The organism is Sphaerospermopsis kisseleviana CS-549, from assembly GCF_028329225.1.
Lineage (GTDB): Bacteria > Cyanobacteriota > Cyanobacteriia > Cyanobacteriales > Nostocaceae > Sphaerospermopsis > Sphaerospermopsis kisseleviana.
On sequence record NZ_JAQMTI010000189.1, the window covers coordinates 1 to 3,674 of the forward strand.

Sequence of the window (3,674 nt, forward strand, 5' to 3'; positions counted from 1 at the left end):
ACCAGTCACCAGTCACCAGTCCCCAGTCACCAGTCACCAGTCACCAGTCACCAGTCACCAGTCCCCAGTCCCCTCAATTCTTTTGTTGAGAAATAGAGAGAGCATAATTATGTTTACCTGGGGATAAATTACCTACGTACAGTAAATAATTGCCAGCTTGCCAAAAACCAGACAGTTCTGGTTTCTTTGCAGAGTAATTATCTGCCAACACACAAAAGCGCCCCCCTGGTCCATCAATCAACATTGTAGGCTGTCCCTGTCCCTCAACAGTTAAGCGTAAATAAGGTAAAGATTCTTGTACCTGAAGAACTTGACTAGGTTGAGTGGTAATATTCCCGCAATTACTCTGAACTGTTCCCCCAGATATGCCATTGACAACCAAAGGATCTGTCGGGAGTTGCTTGTTAATTTGGATAAATGGAGTTTGTGCTAAAACAGCTTGGTTAAATACCAAACTCATAACCAAAGTTGCGGGAACAAAAGTCAGTAGTTTTAATGTCTTCATTTTTATTCATGCTCCCGACTCTTGATAGATTAATATAGTGCTATATATTCTGGTTTATTAGACTCAAGACAATGGTATATTGTTCCCAATGTTCAAGTATCAATTTTTATTGAGTTGTTATTTAATTTTGATTTGGAAATTGGGTGAATTTGTAACTCAGCATAAAAATATCCTGAATTGACACAGGAGAGGTAGAAAATTCTGGCTATAGACAAGATACATTCATTTCCGTACCTACAGAGGTTTTGTACATGGGATGCTGAATAAATGTAAAACCTAGAGAAAGCAAGAGATTTAGGGAGATAAAAGCGATAATAGTCCAAGGAATAGAAATTTAACCCATCAAAAACCAATCACTTTTCCTTTCTTCCAGACTATTCTTAGCTGCTTCTGATTCTTCCTCCTGACTCCTGACTCCTGACTCCTGACTCCTAAGCCTCACGACAAGACTTCAAGACCATTCCCTACATATAGATATTAGCTAAAATCACTAACACAACCCCCAAATATGGATATACTTGGTCGGTTGTAGAATCTATAGCTGGGGTAAAAAAATTATGAATCCTCAACCAGAAGAAGAATTGCAGCGTCGTTTGGAACAACTAGAGGCGGAAATAAGTTCATTTTCCACCCAACCCAACTCACAAGAGACGCAAAAACAGACGTATTACCCAAATCAAACTATGTTTGCTAAATTAAACCGAAATTTTCAGCGTTTTCAAATTTGGTTTCAAGGTTTATCAGGGATAAAAAAGCTTGCCGTTACTGGTGTAGGAATACTCTTGGGCTTCATGGTACTGCAAACAGTATTTAGATTGGTAGCATCTGTGATCAGTCTGGCACTATTGGCGGGGTTAGTGTATCTTGGATACAAATTTTTGGTGTCTAATAGCTTGCAACGTAAGCAATAGCTTATTTTAACCGCGCCGCCAAAAACTTGTATAGATGTATAGATTGGCGTAAACATAGAATCAAAGGGAAATTATGCAATGACTACCCCAACCGTGAGGAGAAATATTGATCAATCTAATCAGTCCCAAAAACCGGAAAAAGTTAAATCCCTGCCCTTAGCAACAAGGCGTTTAGGCGCTTGGGCAGCAGAAATTACATTAGTGGTAGCCAGCGGGTTAATTCCCTTTGGCATTGGTGTTTATGCCAATTCTCGTAGCGATCTGCAAAGAGTACCTTTAAATCCGGTGTTGGTACTCACAGAAAGAGCGATCGCCCGGCCTTTAGCCCTACCAATTAGTTATGGTATTCGTAATGTTACCAGTCCCACTAATTTTTTATGGACTATCGCCCTCTTAACACCTCTGGTCCTCTCAGGATGGCAGTTGTATTTACTGGGTAAAACCGGCAGCACCATTCCCAAACGTTGGTTTGGGGTGCGGGTTGTTAATGATGAGGGTAAAGCTCCTGGTTTAAGGTCTGTTGTAGTTCGTGAAGGGCTAGGGCGCTGGACTAGTCCAGTTGCCATTGCTTATATCCTCTGGCGCTACAGCTTTGCTTTTCCAGATTTAGGCTTATTCACATTTTTAGCTATTGTTTTGGTGCTAGGTGAAGGCATGGGTTGGACTTCCCAAAAACGTCGTCGCGCCTTCCATGATCAGTTGGCAGGTACATATACCATAGATGTTAAAGACATCAACAAACCAATCAAAACACCTGTAGAAAATACCAGCGAGCCGCCACAGCCAGAAAATGAAGAACCAACAGATACATCTATTAAGGAGTCCATCCCTAAACTAAAAATAGCCCGCAGTCCTAATTTTATCTTGTTTGTGGTTGGTGTAACCAGCATGATTGCTGTGTTGTCAACTTTAGTAGGCACACAAATTTACATCCAAACCCAAGAAAACCTGCGGAAAACCCAGTTGGTTAACACTCAAAAATTTCTCGAACTCGTAAAACCAATTAATCCTGATTCTGGTGTCAGCGACGAAGAACGCCAAAGGGCTATTCTCGCCTTGGGTGGTATTAATGATACACAATCTATCAAATTTCTAGTGGATCTACTGGTGAAGGAAACTGACCCTAACATCCTAGATACTATTCAACAAGCACTGGCAAATATTGGAATTCAAGCTTTACCAGAATTAAAACGCATGAATCTGTTTCTCGCTGGGGAACTCGAATCAGGCGGCAATTTCGGAAATATCAGAGAACAACAATTAAATCTTAACCAACAGGCAATCAACAAGATTTTGTCTGTCTATAGTGGCAAAATTAATGACATTGATTTAAGTAGTATCCAACTGGGTGCAAAAAGCTTTGAAGAAAGTTCTGTATTTAACTTGGTACTAGAAAATGCTGATTTATCGGGAGTTGTGTTTAAATCTGCCAATCTTAACCAAGCTCAATTAAAAGGTAGTCGCTTCCGTAGTGCAGGTGAAGATGGGCGCTGGGATACTTATGATGATGTCATTGCTGATTTGACTAAAACTCAACTCAAACAAGCCAACCTCAACGAAGCCAACCTTAGTCGTGTGTTAATGAAACACAGTGATTTAAGCCGCGCTACCCTGAATAAAGCTAACTTATCTCATGCCCGGTTAGTGGGTGCTAACCTCAGCAGTACCCAACTTATCAGTAGTGATTTGCAAAAGGCAATTTTGGAAGATGCGATTTTCACAGGGGCAGATATCAGCGACGCAAAATTAATGGAAGCAGATATGTATGCTGCTCAGTTAGGTCGTGTTTCTGCCATAGGTACACAATTATCTTATGCCAATTTAACTAACACCAATTGGCAAGGTGCAGATTTATCTGAAGCATATTTAGATCATGCTAATCTCACCAATGCTAATTTCAGTGCGGCTCGTCTTGCTGGTGCTGTTTTACGTTCTGCCAATATGAAAAATGCCAACCTACGAAATGCTGATATCAGTCGTGCAGATTTACGAGGGGCAAATTTGGACGGTGCAGATTTTCAAGGAACTATACTTTTTCCTGGTAAACAAGATCCCGGAGATAGGTTTGTAGAAACTTCTGATCTCGGTTCACAAGCTGCCGTAGTCCAAGGTGTCGATTTTAGCAATGCTAAAAATTTAGATGCCCAGCAACTAGCTTTCATTTGTACCAAGGGCGGTATTCATTCCCATTGTCCATAGTATTGGTGACTGGGGACTGGTGACTGGGGACTGGTGACTGGGGACTGGTGACTGGGGAC

General features: G+C 41.1%; 3 protein-coding genes. 2 read left to right on the forward strand and 1 reads right to left on the reverse strand.

All coding sequences use genetic code 11. The features are described from left to right. Positions 1-73 precede the first annotated feature (73 nt). Positions 74-505, reverse strand: a complete 432-nt coding sequence (locus PN497_RS15520; protein ID WP_096566184.1) for a hypothetical protein — start codon at positions 503-505, stop codon at positions 74-76. A 557-nt stretch (positions 506-1,062) separates the two neighbouring features. On the opposite strand from PN497_RS15520, the gene PN497_RS15525 reads away from it, so the two are divergent. After that, entirely contained in the window at positions 1,063-1,416 is a 354-nt protein-coding gene (locus PN497_RS15525) for a hypothetical protein (protein ID WP_096566182.1), read from the forward strand. Positions 1,417-1,494: 78 nt separating this feature from the next. Then, complete coding sequence (locus PN497_RS15530) at positions 1,495-3,615, forward strand: pentapeptide repeat-containing protein (RefSeq protein WP_096566181.1); 2,121 nt, start codon at positions 1,495-1,497, stop codon at positions 3,613-3,615. Positions 3,616-3,674: the final 59 nt, after the last annotated feature.